Consider the following 17,149-nt stretch of genomic DNA (forward strand, 5'->3'; position numbering starts at 1 on the left):
ACCCTAACGTTCACTCAGCCGGTAGACCGACACGTGGCTACGGGACTCTGCGGTGAATTCGCTGCGGTCCCAATCCGCCCAACGAGATTCCAGTTCGAACCCGGCAAGCCTGGCCATGAGGTCCAGCTCGCTCGGCCAGATGTAGCGGTGGGGCGTCCGCCCGATCCGCGCAGCCCGCCCGTCCGAAAGGTCCGCGCCGAACTGCACGTGGTGGGAGATGACGTGTTGGCGCAGGACGTCGTACGTGTCCACCAGCAGATACCCGGGCCGGCTCACCTCGACAGTTCCCCCATGCCCGGGCGGGAGTGAACGCAGTTGCGGCACCCAAAGCTCCACGACGAACCGCCCATCAGGGGCCAGGTGTCGGGCGGCGTTCTGGAAGCACCGGACCTGCTCGTCCTGTGTCAGGAGGTTGGAGATGGTGTTGAACACGAGGAATGCCAGCGAGAAGTTTTCACCGGCGAGCGCCTCGGACATGTCGCCCTGCACGACTGGGATCCGCGACTCCCCCACTTTCTCGCGGAGGCGGGAAATCATGGCGTGGGACAGTTCGATACCGCTTACCCGAACCCCTGCCGCAGAAAGGGGGATGGCGACACGACCGGTACCTATGGCGAATTCAAGGGCCGGACCATCGCCCGCGAGCTGGGACAGGACCTCAACGGTGGGGTCCAAGACCTCCGGGGAGAACATCCCCTCACCTGGAGTGTCATAGTTCCTGGCGGCGTCATCGTCCCACAGATGTTGCTGGTTGATCATCGTTCCACTATTGCAGGCAGGCAGCGGCGGCTCGGCGAGGCGCCCCCACCTATGCTTGACGGATGGGAGAAAAGCCAGTGGACCATGCGGCGTTGGCCGTCTGCATGATCGACATCTCGTCTGACATTCGGCGTAAGTCGCTCAACGAAACGGGCCTCCGACCCATCTCCAATGGCGTGCTGGAGATCCTCCGGGTGGTGGAGAGCCATCCCGGTGTCACGGTTGCCGAGGTGGCCTCCCGTTTGGGCCGACAACTGAGCAACGTCAGCGTCCAACTGCGTGAACTGGTGGCGGCAGGTCTGGTGACGCGGGTCAAGGATGCAGCGGACAAACGTTACGTCTCCCTCCACCCCACCGACGAATCCAAGCGGATCAAGGCACTCCTGGAAGGCGCGTGGGCTGAGGCACTGACCAAGGCCAGCAACCGCCTGCTCCCCGAAGAACGTGAACAGATTGCGGCGAGCCTCCCTGCGCTGCAGCGTTTGGCGTCGTTCCTCGCGGAACCAGAGCGGACAGCCAACAACTAAGCCCACCCGAGAACCGGGTTTCCGGAGTACGACGCACGTCACTCCCCGAATGGCTTACACGCATCCTGAAAGTACTTATACTTTTATAAGTATTACTACTTCCAAGAATGGGTGACGCGTGGCATCACAACTGCTCGAGACGACGGGCTCCACAGCCCAAGGGCGCAAACAAGGAAAGAAGGTGGGCCGCGGCTGGCGCGCCCTCCCCTTCCTGGCCCTGGCGCAATTCATGGTGGTCCTGGACGGCACCATCGTGAACCTGGCACTCCCCCGCCTCCAGCTGGAGATGGGCATCAGCGACTCCACCCGGGCCTGGGTAGTCACCTCCTATGCCCTCGTATTCGGCGCCTTCCTGCTGCTGGGAGGCAGGATCGCGGACTTCTGGGGGCGGAAGCGCACCTTCATCACAGCCGCGGCAGGCTTCGCCATCGCCTCACTCATCGGCGGCCTCGCCCAGCAGCCATGGGAACTCATTGGCGCCCGCGCGCTTCAGGGCATCTTCGCGGCATTGCTTGCCCCGGCCGCCCTTGCGCTCCTGACAGTCGCCTTCCCTGGCGGCAAGGACCGTGGGACGGCGTTCGCCATCTTCGGTTCCATCAGCGGCGTGGGCGCGGCAGTCGGCGTGTTGCTCGGAGGCTTCCTCACCCAGTACGTTTCATGGCGCTGGTGCTTCTTCGTTAACGTCCCCATCGCGATCATCGCGCTCATAGGCGTGTGGGCGCTGGTGAGCGAAAGCAAAGCCGGCGGCTCCACCAAATACGACTGGCCCGGCGTCGTCCTCGCCGCCCTGGGCCTGGGCTCCCTGGTGTACGGCTTCGCCAACGCCGAACACGGCTGGGGTGCGATTGAATCCTGGGGGTTCATCGCGGCAGGCGTGCTGATGCTGGTACTTTTCGTCGCCGTCGAACGTAAGGTCAAGAACCCGCTGCTGCCGTTGCGCGTCGCCACCGAACGCAACCGCGCCGCAGCCTTCCTGGCGTCATTCCTTGCCGGAGCGGTGCTGATCGGCGGCATCCTGTTCATCAACTTCTACCTCCAAATCATCCTCGGCTTCGCGCCCTTTGCCGCCGGAATCGCGTCCCTCCCAATGACCGTGGTGCTGATCATCACCGCTGGAGTCGTTGCGAAAAACCTGCCCACCTTGGGCGCGAAGGTCCCCAGTGCGCTCGGCCCCATCCTCATGGCCGCAGCCATGCTCTGGCTCACCCAGGTCACCCCGGACGGCACCTACGCGGTGAACATGCTGCCAGCACTGGTGCTGATGGGAATCGGACTCGGGATGGTCTTCGTCCCCATGCAGAACCTGGCGTTGTTCGGCGTGGATAAGGACGACGCCGGCGTGGCAAGCGCCCTGGTCAATGCGTCGCAGCAGATCGGCGGCTCGCTGGGGATCGCACTGTTCAGCGCCGTTGCGGCAGCAGCCACAGCCACAGCCGCGGCCAGCGGTGGGGCGCTGGCTGCATTGACGTCAGGCTATTCACTGGTGTTCCTCTGGGCCGCCGGCGTGGCGGTAGTGATCGCACCCATCGCGCTCCTCCTCATCAGGATCGACCGCAAGACGTTCAGCGGATCTGACCACACGCCCCACGTCCACTTGGGTTAGTAAAAGCCGGAGGCGCCGGCACCCTTGCGGGGTGGCGGCGCCTCTGGCTGTGGCACGGAGCGATGAACGACGACGGCGGACGCCTCACGTAAACATTGGCGTGATATAACTCACATTCTGTAAGCTGAATTGAAAGTCACGCAGCCGGCTTTCCTCGCTCCACATTTGGCAGGTCCCCCATGGCACCCAATTCCCTCAAGGCCGAAATCCTCCTGGCCCATGGTGTCGGGCCCTCCGCGGCCAGCGTTGCTCGACGAAGAGCGGCCGAAAGCCATGGCCACCATCGGGCCGCCAACAAACCTGATGCCCTCCTGGGAGCCATAGCAGTACGGCAACTCTTCCATCGCTGGCCGTTGGTACCCTCCCGCGAACTGGAACGCATCCGTCACGTCCTCCTCCATTGCGACCAGCTGGGCTCGCCGGACACCCATCACTTATCGGAACCGGCCCAAGCATTACTGGAGCTCATCAACTGCGAGTTGGAGCGGCGTCGTACCTCATCCAAGAACCGGGAAGAAACGGCGAGCAGCAACTAGCCACCAAGTAGTCCTGCAAAACCAGAGCTACCGGATGATGGGGAGTCCCGCCGTCGGGAAGACGCTGGGGAAGATCGACGGCGGCGGCACGGGGACGGTGTCCAGCGGCACCGTGACGCCGCCCGCGGCGACGGTGACGAGGTGGTCACGCACGTGTATGGCCAGTGGTTCGTCGCTGTAATCCTGGCCGGACACGAGGCCCAGCGCCATGGAGCCCTGCGAGAGTTCCACGGACAGCAAGCGCCCGTGGACCTTGAGCCGGAAGGACAATCCGTCCCATTCCGAGGGCAGGCGTGGATCGAAGCGCAGCACCTCACCCTGGTCCCGCATGCCTGCGAAACCGCAGACCAAGGAGCTCCAAATGCCACCGGTGGAGGCGATGTGGACGCCGTCGATGGTGTTGCCGTGCGAGTTGTCCAGGTCGATGAACAGGGCATCGGTGAAGTGCTGGAGCGCGACGTCGCCGTAGCCAACCTCGGCGGCCATGATGCCCTGCACGCACGCGGACAGGGTGGAGTCGCCGGTGGTGATGGGATCGTAGAAGTCGAACGCCCGTTGCTTTTCCTCGGCTGTGAAGTCCTGCCACTGAAGGAACATGGCCAGCACGGTATCGGCCTGCTTGAGGACCTGGTGCCGGTAGATCACCAACGGGTGGAAGTTCAGCAGCAGCGGGTACTTGGACCTGGGGGTGTTCCAATCCCACGGCTCCAGGGTCATGAAGTCGTTGTCCTGGCTGAAGACTTCCAGGTGCGGATCATAGGGGAGCGACATTCGCTCAGCAGCCTGGCGCCACACCATGCGTTCGGTATCCGCGATGCCCTCGTGCTCCAGGGCCGCAGCGGCACGCAGGTTAAAGCGGGCCATGACGTTGGTGTACAGGTTGTCGTTCACCACTGCGGTGTACTCATCCGGTCCGGTGACGCCGTGGATGTGGAACATGCCGTCCTTGCCGAAGAAGCCCAGCGAAGCCCACATGCGCGCAGTCTCGATCAGCAGGTCGGCCCCCAGTTCCCCACGGAACGTGTCGTCGCCGCTGGCCCACTCGTAGCGGTTGGCGGCGAACGCTATCGCGGCGGCGATGTGGAACTGGGCCGTTCCTGCCGCGTAGTAGGCGCTGGCTTCCAGGCCGTTAATGGTGCGCCACGGGAACAGCGCACCGTCCACGCTGAGCTCCTTGGCGCGAACGCGGGCGTCAGGCAGCATGGCATGGCGGGATTCCAGCACCTTACGGGCACCGCAAGGGTTGGTGTACGTCAGGTAGGGCAGGAGGTAGATTTCCTGGTCCCAGAAGTAGTGTCCCTCATAGCCTGAGCCGCTCACGCCCTTGGCGGGGATACCTGCCACGCCGGCGCGGGCAGTGGCCTGGGCCAACTGGAACAGGCCCCACCGCACCGCCTGCTGCATTTCCGGCTGCCCACCGATGGAGATGTCCGCGGTGGTCCAGTACTGCTCGTAGTGCGCTTTGCTCTGGGCCAGGATCTCGCCGAAGGACACCAGGTTGGCTTCCGCATCCGCGGCGAGGCTCTCCCCGCGGTCTTCGTCGTCCGAGGAACCGGCCACCACGTAACTGACCGACTTCTCCAAACGGAACGGGCCGCCGTCGTGAATCGCCAGAACGTAGCGGACGGACGATTCGTCCTCCGCCACCAGCGTTTCGAAGGGCTGCCCTTCGGCAGAAATCCAGTGGTCAACGGCCATCGCGACACGCTGCCGGGATTCGGAGGTCTCCCATGCGAGGCGCAGGGAACCGTCTGAACCCTGCAGGTGCAGCGGCAACAGGACCCGGCCGGCGTGGCGGCCGGAGCGGCGGGGATCGTGGACCGAGTGGTCCTCCACAGGCTGGTCCTGCCGGTTTACGACGCCGGACGTGATGTCCGCGGACACGTCTCGGTCAGCGGACACGGACAGTTCCAGGCCAAGACATCCGCGCGAATCGAACCCGACTGCACGGCGCTCTACCGTGGTGACTGTAGCGCCCGAGCGGCAGGCCCACGTGATGCTTTCCTCGTAGACGCCTGTGGAGAAGTCCACACTGCGGTGGTAGTCCAACACAGTCGATTCGGACAGGCTTAGCGCTTCGCCGTCAATGGAAACCGTGAAGTTGTTGGCGTCCGGAACATAGACGATCCGCTGGCCCGTACGGGCGAAGCCATAGGCATTCTCGGCGTGCTTGATGTCCCAGATCTCGTGGAAGCCGTTGATGAACGTTCCCGGAAGTTCGCCGTCGCCGGCTGTTGAGTGGGAGCCACGGATGCCAAGGTGGCCGTTGCCAAGCGCGAACAGCGTTTCCAGGGTTCCCTCGTCACCGGGGACGTGGATGTTTTCCACGAGCTTCCAAGGCTCGCAGGGGAAGCGCAGCCGATCGGAGCTGATGAGTGCCATGGGCTGATGAAGTCCTTCGAAAAAAGTAGGGTCAGAGAAGATCGTTGAGGTCGTCGACCACCAGCGTTGCGCCGGCATCGAGCAAGGTCTGGCGGCCCGCGCCGCGGTCCACGCCGATCACGGCGTAGAAGGGAGCGCCGGCCCCGGCCTGCACTCCGGATACGGCGTCTTCCACCACGATGCATTCCTCAACGGGCACGCCCAGAAGGCCTGCCCCATACACGTACGTGGCCGGGTCCGGCTTACCGGGAAGTCCGACGCCGGCAGCCACCTGGCCGTCGACGACCACCTCGAAGTGGTGGTCGAGTCCGGCGGCCTTAAGTACCGCAGGAGCGTTCCGGGAGGAGGACACCACGGCCACCTTGAGACCGAGCTCCACTGCCGCGTTGATGAACTTGACCGAGCCCTCGTACGGTTCAACACCGCGCGAACCCACGATCTCGTTGAAGATGGCGTTCTTCCGGTTCCCCAGGCCTTGGACTGTCTGGTGATCCGGGTGGTCATGGACCGGGCCTTCGGGCAGCGTGATTCCACGGGATGTCAGGAAGTCGCGGACGCCATCAAATCTCGGCTTGCCATCGATGTGATCGAAGTAGTCGCTTTCCTGGTAGCCCTGGGGGTGGCCAGCCTCGGCCAAGTAGCCGGCGAACAGTTCCTGCCACGCTTGCTCATGCACCACGGCAGTCGGTGTCAGCACGCCGTCGAGGTCGAACAACAGCGCTGAAGCGCCTGTCCAGGCATTACGAAGATCAGTCATGTGCATAGTTCCGTTCAGCGCTTGTGGCGCGTGGTTTTGCGTTCGATGAGCTTGGTATCGAGCAGGTGGTTGGAGGGCTGGTTGGGGGTTTCGTTATTCAACAGGCGGTCACACAGCAGGTTTGCCGCGAAGGCACCCTGGTCGGCCACGGGTTGGGCCACGGTACTCAGGCCAAGGAACCAACTCATGGGGTGGTCGTCTATACCGATCACGGACACGTTTTTTGGCACGGACAGGCCGTGTTCACGGAGCGCTGTCAACGCACCAAACGCGGCTTCGTCACAGTGGGCGAACACTGCCGTGGGCCTTGCGCCGCGGGTGATGAGTTCTGTCATTGCCCGGCGACCGTCGTCGATGCTCGGCCCTGCGCCCACCACAAAGTCCGGGTGGACGGTGAGGTGGTGTTCATCCAGCGCACGCCGGAAGCCGCGGAACCGTGGAGTCTCAGTCACAACGGGGTGTTCATTGCTCGAGAGAACGGCCAAGTCCCAATGGCCCAGCCCCAGCAGGTGTTGGGTTGCCTGCCAGGCCGCGTGTTCGTCATCGATACCTACATTGTCCCACGGAACATTTCGCATGCCCACGCTGGCCACCGCCAGCCCGGAAGCGTCCAACGCTTCCACTTCTCCGGGCGCGAGGTCAATATTGAGCAGCAGCAGCCCGTCCACCCTCTGCGCGAGGCTCTCAAGGTCCTCGAAGAACTGCTTCCGCACAGTGGCCTTGTTTCGCAGGCTGATCAGGACTGTGTCATAGCCGCTGTCACCGAAGACTTCCTCCGCTGATTCCACCGCCTGGGCAAAGAACCAGGCTGTGGCTGTAGGGGCGACGATGGCTACTGAACCGGTGGTGCCGCCTGCCAGCCTCGATGCTGCAGCGGAAGCTTTGTAGCCAAGTTTGTTGGCGGCTTCCGCCACTTGTCGTTGGGCTTTTTCAGAAACGTTGGGGAGGTTCCTGAGGGCCCGCGACACCGTGCAAATGGACAATCCGGAGAGAACGGCTACGTCTTGGATTGTCACCCTGTGAGTCCTAACCATGCAACACGGCCTCAACCCTTTCCCTACTCGCCTGACGCCTTGGCGTGTGCCCCGAATCGGGTCACCAGCCAAAAGTGTAAGCGCTTACAATTTTGTCATTCAATAGAGTGCAGTCGAATACGAAATTGTGACGCGAATCTCACCTGAAGGTTGATTCTGGGGCCTTGATGCCGTCTAATCCGCGGCCCTTATCCCAACGCTCCCTGCCCGTTCAGCACGTAGAACTTCAGGAAAGCACTCACATCCACCAATTCGGCCGGCTCAATCCTGTGTCCCATGCCCGGATAGGTCCGAGCCGTCAAGGCTACGTTGGCGTTCAACCATTCCTTGGTGTGAGCGATCGCGTCCTCGTTAATGACGGGGTCCGCCTTGTCCCTTCCCCAGAAGAACGGGGGCGGGGAATCGAAGGACTCGCTCAGGGCCAGGAGGTCGTTGTCCATCACAAATCCGGACAGGCCAACAGTGGCGGCGAACTCGTGGGGACGCAACCGCAGCAGCGTGCTGGCCATGGCCATGCCCTGCGAATAGCCCAGCAGGCTCACGCTGCTGTGATTCTTCTTTACGGAGTTGATCCAATCGAACACCCTGTTGGTGGAGGAGATGACGTCCGCGAAATCGTTGGTCAGGAAGTAGTCCAGCAGGAACCAGCCGTAATGGTCGCCGATGACTTTGGGGCCGCGCAGGGCCGCGCAGGTGAACTCGCTCGGCAAGTGCGGAAAGATATCCACCATGCGCTGCTCGCTGGTGCCGTAGCCGTGCAGCATCACCAACAACGGGGTGCCCGCGCGCTCATTTTCCGGCTTCGACCAAACCACTGAATCCATGGGATTGAGACTAGTAGACTTGCGGCATGACTCCGCAGGAACTGGCCAATCTGGCCCATCTGCGGCGCGCCCGCGACTTCATTGATCGCGAGTACGCGCGTCCGTTGGACGTACCCACCATGGCCGCCGGCGCCCTCATGTCCCCCGCCCACTTCTCCCGCCAGTTCAAGGCAGCCTACGGCGAATCGCCCTACAACTACCTCATGACGCGGCGGATCGAGCGGGCCATGGCACTGCTCCGCGGCGGCACAAGCGTCACCGATGCCTGCATGGAAGTCGGCTGTACGTCGCTGGGCTCGTTCAGCACGCGTTTCACCGAAATCGTGGGAATCACTCCCAGCGAATACCGCTCCCGCGAACACCACGCAGCGAAGGCCATGCCAAATTGCATCGCCAAACAGCACACCCGGCCTGACCGCAAGGGAACTCCAAACCTGAGCAGGATTGAAGAAGCGCCCACGTCATAGCTGCAATAGCGTGTGGTTCATGAACATTTCACTGAAGTACGCACATGTCACTGTCAACGATGTCGACGAGTCGCTGGCCTTCTACCGTGACGCTTTGGGCTTCGAGGTCCGCAACGACGTCGGTTCTGACGGCCAGCGCTGGGTCACCTTGGGCAGCGATGCCCAGCCTGATCTTGAGCTGGTCCTCTCCCCTCCGCACGCCGGCCGTTCCCAGGCCGACGGCGACGCCATCCAGGAACTGCTCACCAAGGGCGTCATGCCCATGCTCGTCTTCACCACGGACGATCTGGACGGCACCTTCGAGAAGCTACGCTCGTCCGGCGCTGAGGTCCTCCAGGAACCCATCGACCAGCCGTGGGGGCCGCGCGACTGCGCCTTCCGCGACCCTTCCGGCAACATGATCCGCATCAACCAGGGCTGATTTACCCGACGCCGGCCTGCCAGCGACAGCAACTGCCTGCTAGCGACTCAGCAGGCTGGCGTCGGATAACTCACCATCTTGATGGGTGGAGGCAATGGCTGCCGACACCACATCAGACAATCGCTGACGGCGACCGTAGGCCTGCCGTTGCAGCCGCTCGCCCGAGCCTCGGCGGAGGATGTTCGCCACCCCTGTGCGCGCGAGCGCCAGATCACCGGTTTCGGTCAACGAACGGCCTACGTGCCGCAGCAGGGCGGCCGCCACATCGGCAGCCGGGTAGGGGTTCTGTTCCAGCGGATGCAGCAGTTGGTTGTTGACACCAAAGCGGCTCGCCTTCCAGTTGGCCATGCGGATCACGGGTGTCACAATGCTCGACGGCGGGACCCCCTTGCGCCATTCGTCCGCCGTTGTTTCCACCAGCGCTCGTGCGATCACCGCGATGGTGAGGGCATCCTCGGCGTAAAGGCAGACGTCGGCTATCCGTAGCTCTACGGTTGGATGACCCCTGGACAGCCGCGCATCGAAGTAGATCATGCCCTCATCCAAGGGCACCCCGGTGCCCAGAAGCCCCGAAAGCACCGCCCGATAGCCGTCCGCGGAACCAAAAACGTCCATGGGGCCAGCCGTGGGCCATCTGTTCCAGATCTGCGTCCGGTAACTGGCAAAGCCAGTGTCCACGCCCATCCAGAACGGAGAATTGGCGCTCAACGCCAAAAGCACAGGGAGCCAATGCCGCATGCGGTCCAGGACGGCGACGCCTTCGTCAGGCGACTCGATGGACACATGGACGTGGAATCCGCAGGTGAGCTGCTCCCGGGCTATCAACCCGAACTCTGTGCCCATGGTGGCGTACCGCTGATTTCCCAACGTGGGAGTTGCGTGGAAGACCGGCGGCGTGGCCAGGGCCGCTACCCTCGCCCCCACCGCCCGGGCAGCCTTGTCCGACAAAGCCCGTCCCGCACGGATTTCGGCGCGAAGCTCGGCCGCTGTCCGGCAGGGGCGGGAATTGACCTCGATTTGCTCCTGCTTGAACTCGGACTTCAGTGCGGTGTCATCGTCCGGACCGGCTTCCGCGCCTTGTGGGGATGCCACGTCCAGGATGTCGGCGGCCAAAGCCAAGGGCTGGCCGTCGACGGGATCGGCAATCAACAATTCCTCTTCGACGCCAAATGTGCGCACAGCCACCCTCCCCACTATGAGTTATTCAGAGACGGCGGTCATCCAACGTGGCGTGGAACCTCCATTTGGAAACCGCAACGGCAGTGGAGCACCTGGGTCTGCAGGTACACCTCCAAGAGGTTGGGGACGCCCGGATCATCAGTGGTCCGGGGTGCCTCGATCACTCGTTCGGTGGGGCGTCCCAGCGTCATGGGTTCGCCACAGTGGGTGCAGCTGAACCAGAGTCCGGCTGCAGAAGTGGAAAGGAATTCCCGTTGGATCTCCGGTACCAAGGCATCCAAGCGAACTGTGTGGGCGTAGAACGTATCGCACTCGCTGCAGGTGTAGCTGACGTCGACCAGCACTGACTGATTCGGTTCTGCTTCTACCACCGTTTCCACAAAAACGTAGGAATCGGTATCGCAGACCGTGCACCAGGGGCGTTCTTCGATATCGCTTGTTGCGGGCGCCGACCCACTGACATGCTTCGGGGCGGGAAGAGGGGATCCAAGCGTCATTGCCATTCTCCTTTTGCTCCTTCAAGGAGCCTGCATGCATGCACGCGGCGAGCCGGCCGATGAGGGCCACGGCTAAAGGTGCAGTTCTTGGACCATCCGGGATGGCGCCAGGTCATGAGGCTCCAAGGGCTATCTGCTTAACCCACCTAAAATGTAGTTCACCAGTGGCGGGCGTCACAAGTCATGGAATCGCGTTGGGACGCTCCGCCAGGGAGCTCAGGGTTCGAAGTGCGCCACGGGCGCCTTGTCAGCCACGGACTTCACCAGCGACTCGGCCACGTCCCGAAGTTTCTGGTTTCGGCTGCTGGAAGCCTTCTTGAGGATCTGGAACGCCTCATCCTGGCTGCAGCGGTTCTGGCCCATGATGATTCCGCTGGCGAGGTCGATGACCGTCCTGTTCTGCATGGCATCCTGGAGGTCGTCGGCGTGCTGCTGCTTCACGCCGATCCTCACAGCCAACCGCAGTGAGCGCTCTGCCTGGCTTGCATAGAGCTCACAGTTTCGAATGGTGGCAGCGTCGTAGACATGGGCCTGGGGAGCGAAGAAGTTGAGGGCAGCCGTGGCGCCTTCATCCAGTTCCAACGGAACGCAGAGCGCTGACAGGTGGCCGCGCTCGGCAATGACGGAACAATATTCGGCCCAGCGCTCTTCGGTGGAAGTGTCCGGTACGTGCACGGTGGCATGGGTCCGCATGGCCTCCAGGCAGGGACCATCCCCGTAGGCCTGCTGCACTTCATCGATCAGCCTGGCCTCGTGGGTGCTTCCAGCCACTGTGGCCGTGCGGCGACGCCGGCTGAGGGTGATGCCGCAAAGCACGTCAAGACCAACAGCCTCGGAAACTGCGGCCGCGGAAAAAGCGGCCAGCTCTTGCAGGAAACCGCCAACGTCTTCGCTGTCAATGACCAGGTCCTGCAGCTTTTCCGGAACGGAAACATCGTCGGGCGCCGGAGCAGCTTCAGGCAGCGCTACGTCAACGTTCATTTCGTCCATGCCTTAGTTTAGGGTTGCCGGGGACATAAGTGTTGAGCCTTTTGGTGGCCGGAGGCAAATCCTTGCCTTCCGGGGACCCGGCAGGGCAGAATCTAGCTACGGTCATGCAACATTGGACCGGGATTCTCTCGCTCAAGCAGACGGGCGCCCCTCATTTCGATGCAGAGGTCACCCATGCCCGCCCAGCCCGCATCCCGCGTTCCGGACGAAGCGCATCAGCCACCCGACGAGCCGTTGTGGTGTTCGCGCTGCAATACGGACAAGCACCTTCTGGTTAACTCCATCCAGTCGCATTACCCTCCCGCGCCCAACATGGTGGACGTTGCCTACGAATGCCACGCCTGTAGGTACTCCTACCGGCAGATTGCTTCCGTCCAGAAGGTGGCGGTGGTACTGAACCGCCCCGGGATTGCGCAAGGAGTGCTCCAGTTCGGCGGGCAGTATCTCCATTGCGGAGAACCCATGAAGACCAAGAGCTGCGAGCTGCGGAGAATCCAGGCACCCCTGGCGTTGAGGCCCGGGGACAGTGAGCGGCTCTATGAGATCTATATCAACACCCGCATCCTCGGATGCCAATGCGGTTTTCGCATGGAGATCCCCGACTAGGGCGCGAAGACTGCCTGGAAGGGCAATAACAGCAACGTAGCTGGAACTACCGGAAGGGAAACGATGCACGCAGATTCAAAGAGGAATGAAACGCCTGCTCCAGAGCGCAAACCATCCACCAAGCACAAACTCCCGGACCCGCCCGATCCGGACAACCTGCCCATCGACTATCCGGGCACAGACCGGGATTCCGGCCGATACTCCGCCGGCACGGCCAAGAACCTGCGCCCTCAGCGCGAGGGCTTTTTGAGGAGAGTACGACCATGAGCGAGTTCCCGCCAGACCCTTCGCATCCGGATCCCACGCGGGAGCCAGGACCAACGCCCGAGCCCGTTCCACTGCCGGAGCCCGGGCCTCCACCCGTGCCGGATCCCACTCCCGGCCCGACGGTGCCCCCACCCCCGGGGCCAGCAGGACCGCCCCCGCTTTAGGGAGCAAGTCACCACCCAATAGACCGGATCCTGGCAAATCCCCCAGTCAGGATCCGAACGAGGGCATGTCGCGCTACAGGGAGCGCGGCATGCCCTTTTGCTGCGCCCGGACACCGGAACCCTGAATCTCGAAGGAGCCCAAATCTTTGTTTGTGTTGGTTTCTATTGACTTACCAACATAAACAAAGATAGAGTCAAGCAATTCCACATCGTTGTGACAGCAGTCACGGAGGTGGCTGCACTGAAAACTTGGCTTTACCGCAATGGAGGGTAAGTGTTCGCAGAAGAGCGCCAGCAACTGATCTCCGCACTCGTCGCAGAGCGCGGACGGGTGAGCGTCACGGACCTCGCCGACCGTTTCAGCATCACCACTGAAACCATTCGCCGCGACCTCGCGGCCCTTGAGGTCTCCGGAAACCTTCGTCGAGTACACGGCGGCGCGGTCCCGTCCGACCGGCTGAGTACCCGCGAGGAGAGCATCCTGGAACGCGCCGTCCAGCGCCCGTCGGAGAAGCTCCGCATCGCTCATGCCGCCCTCGCCCTGATCCCAGAGCTGACCACGGGCAGCATCCTCCTGGACGCCGGTTCCACCACCGAGACCCTCGCGGACCTGCTGGCCCAGCGGACTCCGCCCGCGAACGGCAACGACGAGCTCGTGGTGATCACGCATGCCATTCCCATCGCCGGAAAGCTTTCCTCCACCCAGGGAATCGCCCTCCAGATCCTTGGTGGCCGCGTCCGCGGACTGACCCAGGCCGCCGTCGGACAGTCCACGGTGGAAGCCGCCTACCGGCTCCGCCCGGACATCGCCTTTGTGGGAACCAACGGGATCCACTCCGTCTTCGGGCTCAGCACCCCCGATCCCGAAGAAGCTGCCGTGAAGGCGGCCTTCGTCAAGTCAGCCCGCCGCGTGGTGGCCCTGGCCGATTCGTCCAAGCTGGACGCCGAAACACTGGTCCAGTTCGCCACCCTGAAGGATGTTGACACCTTGATTACTGACAACGAACCCTCTGCGGAACTCGCAGCGGCTTTGGCCGAAGCCGGCGTCGACGTGGTGATCGCATGATCGTCACCCTCACCGCCAACCCCAGCTTGGACCGCACGGTGGAACTCCCGGGAGCCTTGGCCCGCGGCGAAGTTCAGCGCGCGGTGGCCGTCCACCAGGAGTCTGGCGGAAAGGGCGTCAACGTTTCGCGCGCGCTCGTCGCTTCCGGCCTCGAAACGTTGGCAGTCCTGCCGGGCGCCGACTCGGACCCTGTCCTTTCCGGACTGCACGACGGCGGTGTACCGTTCGCGGCGCTGCCCATCGGTCAGGCGCTGCGCAGCAATGTGACGCTCACCGAACCGGATGGCGTCACCACCAAGATCAACGAGCCCGGCCCGGAGCTGAGCGGCGAACAGCAGGAAGCCCTGATCGGGCTGCTGCTGGAGCGCTCCCGTGGCGCCAGCTGGGTGGTTCTCGCGGGCTCGCTCCCACCAGGGGTGCCCGCGGATTTCTACGCCACAATCGCGCGTCGACTCCGGTCGAACGCGGATGGAAGTGCCACCCCCGGCATCGCCATCGACTCCTCCGGGGCTCCGCTTGCGGCAGCCTTGGTGGGCGATGCCGCAGGAAAGCCCGACCTCCTCAAGCCGAATGCGGAAGAGCTCGCAGAGCTTGCCGCCGCAGCCGGTTTCGCCAACGTCTCCACAGCTGACGAGTTGGAAGCGGACCCGGCCAAAGCCGCCCAAGCCGCTGCCGCCGTCGTCGCCAGCGGTGTAGGCGCCGTTCTCGCAACACTCGGGTCCAAGGGCGCAGTCCTGGTGACCGCGGACGGAGCATGGTTCGCCACGCATCCGCCGATCAAGGCAGTCAGCACGGTAGGCGCAGGGGATTCATCCCTTGCCGGCTACCTGCTGGCCGCAACCCAGGGCGGTTCCGCACAGGACTGCCTCCGTCAGGCCGTGGCACATGGTGCCGCTGCTGCTTCGCTGCCGGGCTCCACTGTCCCGGCAGTCCACCAGACAACCCCCGACGCCGTCACCATCACGGCCCTCCAGAAGGATTCACAGTGACCCAGCTGATCACCCCCCAATTGGTCACCCTCGACCAAAACCTGGGCGACTCCCCCGCCGATGTCATCCGCGTCCTGGCAGGCAAAGTTGCCGCATCCGGCCGAGCTTCCGAGGTTGAAGGGCTCTTCGCTGACGCCTTCGCCCGCGAGCAGAAGACCGCAACCGGCGTCCCCGGCGGCATTGCCATCCCGCACTGCCGCTCGGCCGCCGTCACGGAGCCTGCCCTTGCCATGGCCCGACTGTCCCACAAGGTGGACTTCGGCGCCAAGGACGGCCCGGCCGACCTCATCTTCTTCATCGCAGCCCCGGACGGCGCGGACCAGGAACACCTGAAGCTGCTCTCCAAGCTGGCACGTTCGCTGATCAAGAAGGACTTCACCGCAGCGCTGCGTGCGGCTTCTTCCCCTGAAGAGATCGTTGAACTGGTTGATGGCGCCATCGGTGATGCTCCCAGCACCAGCGAAGCCGGGAACGGGGATCGCGGAGTGGCTGGGCATCGCGAAGCGGGTACGCCCGCCGTTGCCGGCGAAGCGGCGTCCACATCAGCACCCAAGCGCATCGTCGCAGTGACCGCCTGCCCTACCGGCATCGCACACACGTACATGGCGGCCGATTCGCTGGTTGCCGCCGCCAAGGAAATGGGCGTTGACCTGCAGGTTGAGACCCAGGGTTCCTCCGGCGCCAAGCCGCTGGACCCGGCAGTGATTGCTGCGGCCGACGCCGTGATCTTCGCCGTCGACGTCGACGTTCGCGGCAAGGAGCGCTTCGCCGGCAAGCCGGTCATCAACGCTCCGGTCAAGCGCGGCATCGACGAGCCCACCAAGATGGTCGAGGAAGCCCTGGCTGCCGCCGTCGACCCCCGCGCACGCCGTGTTCCGCACTTCGGTGCCGAAGAGCAGGCTGAGCGTGCCGAGGAGGAAAAGGGCGAGCACATCGGCCAGAAGCTGAAGCGCGCGCTCCTCACCGGTGTCAGCTACATGATTCCGTTCGTTGCGGGTGGCGGCCTGCTGATCGCCCTCGGCTTCCTGCTGGGTGGTTACGACATCACTGAAGTCGCGGACAAGGTGGTGTTGGAGAACAACTTCGGCAACCTGCCTGAGGGCGGCCTGACAATCTATCTCGGCGCTGTGCTGTTCAAGATCGGCGCCCTGTCCATGAGCTTCCTGGTCCCGGCGTTGGCGGGCTACATTGCCTACGCCATTGCCGACCGCCCCGGTATCGCTCCGGGCTTCGTCGCCGGTGCAGTCTCCGGCTTCATGGGCGCCGGCTTCCTGGGCGGCATCGTCGGTGGTCTCTTGGCCGGTTACATGGCGCACCTCATTGGCACCTGGCAGGTACCGCGCTGGCTCCGTGGCCTGATGCCCGTGGTCATCATCCCGCTGCTGGCCTCGATCTTCGCGTCCGGCCTGATGTTCCTTGTCCTTGGCGGCCCTATCGCCGGCCTCACGGTTGCACTGAACACCTGGCTCACGGGCATGAGCGGCGCATCCGCCGTGGTCCTCGGCATCATCCTCGGCCTCATGATGTGCTTTGACCTGGGTGGTCCGGTCAACAAAGTGGCCTACGCCTTCGCCGTGGCCGGCCTGAGTGCCGGCAGCGCAGACAACCAGGCTCCGTGGATGATCATGGGCACCGTGATGGCTGCCGGCATGGTTCCTCCTCTGGCGATGGCCCTGGCCACCGCGCTGGACAAGAAAGTCTTCACCCTCAACGAGCGCGAAAACGGCAAGGCAGCCTGGCTGCTGGGAGCGTCCTTCATCTCCGAAGGGGCCATCCCGTTCGCTGCGGCTGATCCGCTGCGCGTGATTCCCGCCAGCATGCTGGGTGGCGCTCTTACCGGTGCTCTCTGCATGGCCACCGGAGTCACTTCACAGGCTCCCCATGGCGGTTTCTTCGTCTTCTTCGCTATCGGGAATCTGGCGATGTTCGTGATCGCCATCGTCGCTGGAATGGTCGTCAGCGCACTGGCTGTCATCGCTCTCAAGCGCTGGGCCGTCCGGAAGCCGGTTGAGGCGGAACCCGTTCCGGCCACGGCCAGCGTCTAGACTTCCCACACAGCCACCGATCCCACCAAGCCACTT

The 17,149-nt window shown here is 63.5% G+C and carries 17 protein-coding genes; 9 read left to right on the forward strand and 8 right to left on the reverse strand.

The window, feature by feature from the left end:
- Nucleotides 1-3 precede the first annotated feature (3 nt).
- Nucleotides 4-759, reverse strand: a complete 756-nt coding sequence (locus ACR30Z_RS10135; protein ID WP_434372433.1) for a class I SAM-dependent methyltransferase — start codon at nt 757-759, stop codon at nt 4-6.
- 62 nt (nt 760-821) lie between these two features.
- Here ACR30Z_RS10135 and ACR30Z_RS10140 point away from each other — a divergent pair, with 62 nt between their 5' ends.
- The 3 genes from ACR30Z_RS10140 (at nt 822) to ACR30Z_RS10150 (ending at nt 3,425) form a co-directional block, all read left to right on the forward strand.
- Nucleotides 822-1,286 (forward strand): MarR family winged helix-turn-helix transcriptional regulator, encoded by a 465-nt coding sequence (locus ACR30Z_RS10140; RefSeq protein ID WP_144653343.1) that lies wholly within the window; start codon nt 822-824, stop codon nt 1,284-1,286.
- Nucleotides 1,287-1,404: 118 nt separating this feature from the next.
- Nucleotides 1,405-2,889, forward strand: a complete 1,485-nt coding sequence (locus ACR30Z_RS10145) for an MFS transporter (RefSeq protein ID WP_434372435.1) — start codon at nt 1,405-1,407, stop codon at nt 2,887-2,889.
- A gap of 179 nt (nt 2,890-3,068) precedes the next feature.
- Nucleotides 3,069-3,425, forward strand: a complete 357-nt coding sequence (locus ACR30Z_RS10150; RefSeq protein ID WP_144653340.1) for a hypothetical protein — start codon at nt 3,069-3,071, stop codon at nt 3,423-3,425.
- Between the two features lie 27 nt (nt 3,426-3,452).
- On the opposite strand, the gene ACR30Z_RS10155 is transcribed toward ACR30Z_RS10150, so the two are convergent.
- The 4 genes from ACR30Z_RS10155 to ACR30Z_RS10170 all read right to left on the reverse strand — a co-directional run bounded on the left by ACR30Z_RS10155 (nt 3,453) and on the right by ACR30Z_RS10170 (nt 8,422).
- Nucleotides 3,453-5,807: a glycoside hydrolase family 65 protein gene (locus tag ACR30Z_RS10155; RefSeq protein WP_434372437.1), complete on the reverse strand. Its 2,355-nt coding sequence runs from the start codon at nt 5,805-5,807 to the stop codon at nt 3,453-3,455.
- 31 nt (nt 5,808-5,838) lie between these two features.
- Nucleotides 5,839-6,570 carry an HAD family hydrolase gene (locus ACR30Z_RS10160; protein ID WP_434372439.1) on the reverse strand — a complete coding sequence of 244 codons (732 nt, stop codon included), beginning with the start codon at nt 6,568-6,570 and terminating at the stop codon, nt 5,839-5,841.
- An 8-nt stretch (nt 6,571-6,578) separates the two neighbouring features.
- Nucleotides 6,579-7,580, reverse strand: coding sequence for a LacI family DNA-binding transcriptional regulator (locus ACR30Z_RS10165; protein ID WP_434372441.1), 1,002 nt, complete (start codon nt 7,578-7,580; stop codon nt 6,579-6,581).
- Nucleotides 7,581-7,786: 206 nt separating this feature from the next.
- Complete coding sequence (locus ACR30Z_RS10170) at nt 7,787-8,422, reverse strand: alpha/beta hydrolase (protein ID WP_144653334.1); 636 nt, start codon at nt 8,420-8,422, stop codon at nt 7,787-7,789.
- Nucleotides 8,423-8,448: 26 nt separating this feature from the next.
- Between ACR30Z_RS10170 and ACR30Z_RS10175 the strand changes: the two genes are divergently transcribed.
- Nucleotides 8,449-8,889 carry a helix-turn-helix transcriptional regulator gene (locus ACR30Z_RS10175; RefSeq protein WP_144653332.1) on the forward strand — a complete coding sequence of 147 codons (441 nt, stop codon included), beginning with the start codon at nt 8,449-8,451 and terminating at the stop codon, nt 8,887-8,889.
- A 19-nt stretch (nt 8,890-8,908) separates the two neighbouring features.
- Nucleotides 8,909-9,310: a VOC family protein gene (locus ACR30Z_RS10180; RefSeq protein ID WP_144653330.1), complete on the forward strand. Its 402-nt coding sequence runs from the start codon at nt 8,909-8,911 to the stop codon at nt 9,308-9,310.
- Between the two features lie 39 nt (nt 9,311-9,349).
- On the opposite strand, the gene ACR30Z_RS10185 is transcribed toward ACR30Z_RS10180, so the two are convergent.
- The 3 genes from ACR30Z_RS10185 to ACR30Z_RS10195 form a co-directional block, all read right to left on the reverse strand.
- Entirely contained in the window at nt 9,350-10,495 is a 1,146-nt protein-coding gene (locus ACR30Z_RS10185; RefSeq protein WP_144653328.1) for a glutamate--cysteine ligase 2, read from the reverse strand.
- A gap of 32 nt (nt 10,496-10,527) precedes the next feature.
- Nucleotides 10,528-10,986, reverse strand: a complete 459-nt coding sequence (locus ACR30Z_RS10190) for a hypothetical protein (RefSeq protein WP_144653327.1) — start codon at nt 10,984-10,986, stop codon at nt 10,528-10,530.
- 216 nt (nt 10,987-11,202) lie between these two features.
- Nucleotides 11,203-11,976, reverse strand: a complete 774-nt coding sequence (locus ACR30Z_RS10195) for a GAF and ANTAR domain-containing protein (RefSeq protein WP_144653326.1) — start codon at nt 11,974-11,976, stop codon at nt 11,203-11,205.
- A 174-nt stretch (nt 11,977-12,150) separates the two neighbouring features.
- On the opposite strand from ACR30Z_RS10195, the gene ACR30Z_RS10200 reads away from it, so the two are divergent.
- The 4 genes from ACR30Z_RS10200 (at nt 12,151) to ACR30Z_RS10215 (ending at nt 17,113) form a co-directional block, all read left to right on the forward strand.
- Nucleotides 12,151-12,582: a hypothetical protein gene (locus ACR30Z_RS10200; protein ID WP_144653325.1), complete on the forward strand. Its 432-nt coding sequence runs from the start codon at nt 12,151-12,153 to the stop codon at nt 12,580-12,582.
- Between the two features lie 705 nt (nt 12,583-13,287).
- The gene (locus ACR30Z_RS10205) at nt 13,288-14,079 is read left to right on the forward strand and encodes a DeoR/GlpR family DNA-binding transcription regulator (protein ID WP_144653323.1); all 792 of its coding nucleotides are present in this window, start codon (nt 13,288-13,290) and stop codon (nt 14,077-14,079) included.
- The gene (locus tag ACR30Z_RS10210; RefSeq protein WP_434372446.1) at nt 14,076-15,068 is read left to right on the forward strand and encodes a 1-phosphofructokinase family hexose kinase; all 993 of its coding nucleotides are present in this window, start codon (nt 14,076-14,078) and stop codon (nt 15,066-15,068) included. The genes ACR30Z_RS10205 and ACR30Z_RS10210 overlap by 4 nt, the downstream gene beginning before the upstream one ends.
- Nucleotides 15,065-17,113, forward strand: coding sequence for a PTS fructose transporter subunit IIABC (locus ACR30Z_RS10215; protein WP_434372448.1), 2,049 nt, complete (start codon nt 15,065-15,067; stop codon nt 17,111-17,113). Before ACR30Z_RS10210 ends, ACR30Z_RS10215 begins: the two co-directional genes overlap by 4 nt.
- Nucleotides 17,114-17,149: the final 36 nt, after the last annotated feature.

The organism is Paenarthrobacter sp. FR1 (assembly GCF_051106045.1).
GTDB classification, from domain to species: Bacteria; Actinomycetota; Actinomycetes; order Actinomycetales; family Micrococcaceae; genus Arthrobacter; species Arthrobacter nitroguajacolicus_A.